General features: G+C 43.6%; 4 protein-coding genes. 3 read left to right on the forward strand and 1 reads right to left on the reverse strand.

The genetic code is table 11. From position 1 onward, the window contains the following. Positions 1-72: 72 nt before the first annotated feature. The 3 genes from AB4623_RS13925 (at position 73) to AB4623_RS13935 (ending at position 4,685) form a co-directional block, all read left to right on the forward strand. A complete protein-coding gene (locus AB4623_RS13925) occupies positions 73-1,038 on the forward strand; it encodes a hypothetical protein (RefSeq protein ID WP_029222432.1) in 966 nt (321 codons plus the stop codon). Between the two features lie 499 nt (positions 1,039-1,537). Then, complete coding sequence (locus AB4623_RS13930; protein WP_017077502.1) at positions 1,538-1,873, forward strand: hypothetical protein; 336 nt, start codon at positions 1,538-1,540, stop codon at positions 1,871-1,873. 55 nt (positions 1,874-1,928) lie between these two features. Further along, the gene (locus tag AB4623_RS13935) at positions 1,929-4,685 is read left to right on the forward strand and encodes an immune inhibitor A domain-containing protein (RefSeq protein ID WP_372146680.1); all 2,757 of its coding nucleotides are present in this window, start codon (positions 1,929-1,931) and stop codon (positions 4,683-4,685) included. 213 nt (positions 4,686-4,898) lie between these two features. Here AB4623_RS13935 and AB4623_RS13940 read toward each other — a convergent pair whose 3' ends face one another. Next, complete coding sequence (locus AB4623_RS13940; protein ID WP_017064421.1) at positions 4,899-6,074, reverse strand: MFS transporter; 1,176 nt, start codon at positions 6,072-6,074, stop codon at positions 4,899-4,901. Between the last annotated feature and the right edge of the window lie 109 nt (positions 6,075-6,183).

A 6,183-nucleotide genomic window follows, 5' to 3' on the forward strand; every position in this document is an offset into this window, starting at 1 on the left:
ATTTTGAAATAACCATCACAATAATCAAGGTAAGATCTTCTCATTCCAAACAATCGAACCATGGTCGTAACTATGAAATCAATCTATCAATTTTTTAAAGAACTCCTCAGAGAGATTTTCGATGTCACCTCGACTCTTTTCCGAATCATGATTCCAATCATCATCGTGATAAAGGTCGTTGAAGAGCTTGGCGGCGTCGTGATTCTTAGCGAATGGCTAAGCCCAATAATGGAAAGCGTCGGATTACCGAAAGAAATGGGCTTGGTATGGGCAACAACCATACTTACTAACATCTATGCGGGGCTGATTATTCTTATTAATTCCGATGCTCCCTTAACGGTTGCTCAAGCCTCGGTTTTAGGCAGCATGATGCTACTAGCGCATTCATTACCGATTGAGGGTGCAATAGCTAAAAAGGCAGGTGTGAGTTGGCTGGCTACCCTATCAGTGAGAGTCGGTGGTAGCTTGGTGCTGGCATGGTTACTCAATCTCAGTTATCAATACGGGGATTTGCTCAACTACCCAGCAACCGTGCTTTGGCAGCCTGAAGTATCTGGAGACTCGAGCTATCTTGGATGGGCTATTGAGCAGCTAAAGAGCTTTGCCGTTATCTTCATCGTGATTTCAGCTCTATTACTGCTACTCAAGGTTTTAAAGATTCTCGGCGTTGAAAAGCTCATGGCAATATTGTTAAGACCATTCTTGAGACTACTCGGAATCAGCAAGGACGCGACTAACCTAACCATTATTGGAATCACGCTTGGTCTTTCGTTTGGCGGCGGCTTATTGATCAATGAAGCTAAAAAGGGACATATCTCGGCGAGAGATGTATTCACCGCAATCATGCTGCTCAATCTACTCCACAGTTTGATTGAAGATACACTTTTGATCATGTTAATTGGGGCTGACTTTTACACCATATTTTGGGGAAGGTTAGTATTCTCAGTGCTGGTTATCGCCTTAATATCAAACGTCATTAAGCGCATGAATCCACGTACTTGTGAACGTTATTTTTATCGTGATGTCTCTCAGTCATAAGTAAATCGCCAACGAGAATAAAAGAAAAGAGCTCAAATACAGGCTCTTTTTTACGACTTGGTGCTCCTATCACCTCCGCTATTGTTAAATTTCACGCCCTTGAAACACTGAAAATCATTCTCAACACCCCAATTATTGATATTTCGAGTGAAAATAATTTCAGCATGAGTATTTACTAAACACTCAATTATTAAATGCAATTTTTAAACACAGATAATAAAACACGTATCTTATTATTTATCACCCCACACCTTGTATAAAGCGGTCTCAAGATAATAAACACTTACCAACCAATGTTATTAAAAATCCAAACTATCAGCTATTCATTCAACAAAACCCATTAAATAGCTGACAATAAAATAAATAACCATCCTTATTTGATATTAACTCTTAATGTTGAAACCGGAACGAATAATGATTTGTAATGATTATTCATTTGATTGGTTAATTTTATAAATATATTTTGTTACATAATCAAAACTGATGGCTTGATATAAGAATGTCACACAAAACAATGGCTTTAATGGTTCTCATTTTTTCCTCACTGTCACAGGCTTCCACTTTTGAGAACGACGAACTATTGCTGAAGTCATTGATTGAACGAGGCGTTATCTGTCCAGGCTTAACCTATGAGGGCAATCAAGAAGCTTTGCGTATCTATCTCAACGCTAAAAAAGTAAAGAGCACTCAGTTTGATTCAAAAAATAGAAAAGAGACAACCAATACAAAAGAAATAGAAAGTATAAAAAAGATGGAAAGTACGAAACATACAGCAAACACACGTCAGTTAAATAAGACACCACAAGAGTGTATTAGGCCAGACTCGGACAACTGATTCGAATAAAGCAGTTGATACTGATATCGACATGGAAATATAAAAAGGAAATATAATGAAAATGATGAGAAAAACATTGTTGGCTTCAGCAATGCTTACTCTATTTAGCGTCAGTAGTTATGCAAAAACACCTATTGATTTAGGCGTTGTTAATGAAGACAAACTTATTGAAATGCTAGTTAGACAAGGCTTAGTCGACCAAGATGCAACCGATGTGGCAAAACACGACGCACTTGACCGTTACTTAAAAAATAAGATCAATTCCGGTTTTAAAGGCGACGCTCAATTCGGTAAAAAAGCACTTGAGCAACGAGCGAAAATCCTCAAAGCCATTGAGAAAGGATCTGGCGTTAAAAAGGCCAGCGTCTTTGCTTTGGAAGTCGGCACAAAGCGTACCGATAAAGTACTCGCTCTATTGGTCGATTTCCCTGATTTGAACTGGGATAACAACAAGCTGACCGAAGAGCACACGCAAATGCTCTACGAGAGCTACAACCCTGAACATTATCAAGAGTTGTTGTTTTCAAATTCTGGCTACACAGGGCCAAATGGCGAAAACCTAATCTCGATGCGTCAGTATTACCAAAGCGAATCAGGTGATAGTTACAGCGTTGCAGGTCAAGCGGCAGGTTGGTATCGCGCCTCTAAACCTGCGTCATTCTATGGTGGTAACTCCCCTACCACCGACAACGACTTAAACGCACAGGAACTGGTTCGTGAAGCGCTTAATCAATTGGCTCAAGATCCTAGCATCAACCTAGCCGATTATGATATTGAAGATCGTTACGATTACGACGGTGACGGAAACTTCCGTGAACCCGATGGTGTGATTGATCACCTAATGGTATTCCACGCATCGGTAGGCGAAGAAGCCGGTGGTGGTGTATTGGGCCCTGACGCTATCTGGTCACACCGATTCAACCTTGGTCGCACACATGTGCTTGAAGGTACCTCTAGCTCGCTTCCCGACCGCTTTGGTGGCCAATACGCGGCATTTGATTACACCATTCAACCGATTGATGCAGCAGCGGGTGTCTGTGCTCACGAGTATGGCCATGATTTAGGCTTACCAGACGAGTACGACACGCAATACACAGGCAAGGGTGAACCAGTATCTTACTGGTCAATCATGTCTTCAGGCAGCTGGGCTGGCAAAATTGGTGGCACACAACCAACGGCATTCAGCTCTTGGGCAAAGCACTTCCTACAAAAATCGATTGGTGGTCGCTGGGTTAACGATGATCAAATCTCGATTGATGACCTAGAAGACAACCCACAAGTTTATACGCTGTTCCAAACAACGGATAACAGCCGTCCGAACATGATTAAGGTCGATCTTCCTGAAAAGCAAATTGAAAGTCTGAAACCCTTTGAGGGAGAGTATTCATTCCACTCTCAAAAAGGCGATGATCTGAAAAATAGCATGACTCGCAAGTTGGTGATTCCAGCGGCTGATTCTGCATTGCTTTCGTTCAAAGCGTGGTATGAAATAGAGAAAGACTACGACTTCGCTCGCGTGCTAATCAACGGACAAGCAATAGCTGGCAACATCACCTCAATGGATGACCCATACAATACTGGCCTCGTTCCTGCTATTGGCGGCGAATCTGGCGGATGGGTTGACGCTGAGTTCGACGTTTCACAATGGGCAGGCCAAGAAGTAGAGCTTTCGTTTGAGTACATCACCGATGGTGGCTTGGCGATGGAAGGTTTCTATTTGGATAACCTCAGTGTGGTCGTGGATGGTGAAGTAACCTTAATAGACGATGGAGAAAGCAACTCCACCTTCGCCCTAAATGGCTACAAGCTAAGTAATGGATTCCACCAAGCGCAACACTACTACCTACTGCAATGGCGTAGCCACATGGACGTTGATGAAGGTCTAGCCAACATCAAACGCATGGGCCAACTCATCTCATTCGATCCAGGTTTGATCATTTGGTACGTAGACGAGTCGCTGACTGATAACTGGGTAGGCAAACACCCTGGTGAAGGTTGGTTAGGCGTGGTCGATGCAGACCAAAATGCCATGGTGTGGGCAAACTCTGGTGAAGCGGCTCAAACACGCTACCAAGTTCGAGACGCAGCGTTTTCACTCAAAGATCATACTCCAATGCGTCTTGTAAACAGCGACAACGATGTACTCGAAGATACCAGTTTGGTTGGCAATGCTAGCTTCTCGGATGACCAAGATTACACATCGCCTCAAGCACCAGATTCAGGACGCATCCTGACGGAGTTTGGTTTAGCGGTCGATATTGTGAATCAGAGTGATAACAACGAATACGGTGTGGTTCGCTTATCTAAAGTAAGCCAACACAACATCGTTCCTACTGCGAACTTCGAGCTTAATGTGACTGGTCTGACTGTTTCTGCAAACAACTTCAGCTCAGACCAAGACGGTGAGATCGCCCGTTACCTATGGGACTTTGGGAACGGCACAACAAGTAACGAAGTGGCACCAACTTGGTCTTACGAGCAAGCGGGCGAATACACGGTGAACTTGACTGTTGTCGACGACAAAGGCGCTACCGCTTCATTTAGCTCCGTAGTGAGTGTTGAATCTCCAAACGCCCTTCCAGAAGCGAGCGCGAAGTACATTCACTTGGGCCGCTGGGTAACCATGTGGTCTACAAGTTCAGACAGCGATGGTCGTATTGTTGATACCGAGTGGACACTTCCAAACGGAAAGGTGAAACGAGGTCGCACATTCACGTCAATCTTCCCTTCATACGGAAAGCACGAGGTGACACTGAAGATAATCGATGACCAAGGTGGGATTACCACTAAGACAATTTTGGTCGACCTGTAAATCATCGCTGGCTCTGTCATGCGTATTTACAACACAAGCTTAAGTACTGTTGTCACAGGATATAAGCCACGACAGCAGTTTTAAGAAAACGTTATTATTTAAGCCGTAAGCAAAGGCCCTACCGATTTGGTAGGGCTTTTTATTGGTCGCAGTTCGAGATACTAGGGTTTTAATCACAGTAACAAATTTACTGAACCATCATTCGATGAGCCATTACACAGGCTGCTTTTGAATACGCGATTTACGAGCACTGAATGCGAACAGCAAGATAACAGCTAACACGAATGGTAATACGTAGATATTGAGGTTCTGCCACCCTGCTGTCGATTCTAGCCAGCCAGAGAGCATCGCTGTAATCGTCACACAGCCAAAGACAATAAATTCATTAAACGCTTGTGCCTTAGCTTTATTCTGCGATTGGTAGGACTGACTAAACAAACCTGTTGCCGCGATAAACATAAAGTTCCAACCGACACCAAGCACAACTAGAGCCGCTCTGAAGTGCCAGATAGATTCGCCATGAATGTTAATCGCGATACAGACAACGAACAGCACCCCACCCGCTAAGATCATCATTCTTGAGCCAAACTTCTCGATAAGTGAACCAGTAAAGAATGCAGGAACAAACATCCCCAATACGTGCCACTCAATGACGCCCGCTGCTTTGGTAAAGTCAAAGCCACAACCAATCATTGCCAATGGCGTTGCTGTCATCAGGATATTCATCACCGCATAAGCGACCATGGCAGCAAACACTGCGCCAATAAAGTTAGGCGCTTTTACTATCACACTGAGAGGATCGGATTTAGGTGCCTGACTATTAAAAGAGACTTTTGGAAACTGAATTGTTTGTAAGATGAGTAACGCAAGAATGTTCAATCCAATCAAAGAAGCAAAAGCACCAATGTACAAGCCATCTTGCGACCACTGTTGCGACATAATCGCCAAATTTGGCCCTAATACCGCGGCTAAAACGCCACCAGCCATCGAGATAGAGATCGCTCGATGACGTGCATTTTCATCACACACCTCGATTGCAGCAAAACGATAAAGCGTGCCAAAACCTATGCCTATCCCAAGTAAGAACGTAGCGAAACAAAACAGATAGAAATTTTGCTGAGACAGTGCGTAGGTGGCAAGACTAGCTCCTGTAATGCCAACCACATTACCAATGCTAAATCCTCTCTTTCTCCCTAACTTGCCTGAAATTAAAGATGCAGGAATAGTGGCTGCCATTAGACCCAAAAACTGCAGTGCAACCGGCAAGGTGATCATGCTGACACTGGGTGCAATCTGCTTACCGATCAAACCAATCACAGAGATCAGTAATATGTTACCCGTCATCAACAAGGCCTGACACAGTGAGAGCAGCCAAACATTTCTATTCATCTTCGTTCCTAAATATGAGCACAGTTGGTCAATAGACCAAAAATTCAACAAAGTCGCAACACTTTGTTACTCATAGCAACTCTACAAGTCGACCAATAGACCAATAGAC

The organism is Vibrio sp. 10N.222.52.C12, assembly GCF_041474215.1.
Classification (GTDB): Bacteria; Pseudomonadota; Gammaproteobacteria; order Enterobacterales; family Vibrionaceae; genus Vibrio; species Vibrio crassostreae_C.

Coding starts and splice junctions, on each gene's coding strand:
- AB4623_RS13940 (WP_017064421.1), bottom strand. CDS start 6,074: ATGAATAGAAATGTTTGGCTGCTCTCACTGTGTCAGGCCTTGTTGATG.
- AB4623_RS13930 (WP_017077502.1), top strand. CDS start 1,538: ATGTCACACAAAACAATGGCTTTAATGGTTCTCATTTTTTCCTCACTG.
- AB4623_RS13925 (WP_029222432.1), top strand. CDS start 73: ATGAAATCAATCTATCAATTTTTTAAAGAACTCCTCAGAGAGATTTTC.
- AB4623_RS13935 (WP_372146680.1), top strand. CDS start 1,929: ATGAAAATGATGAGAAAAACATTGTTGGCTTCAGCAATGCTTACTCTA.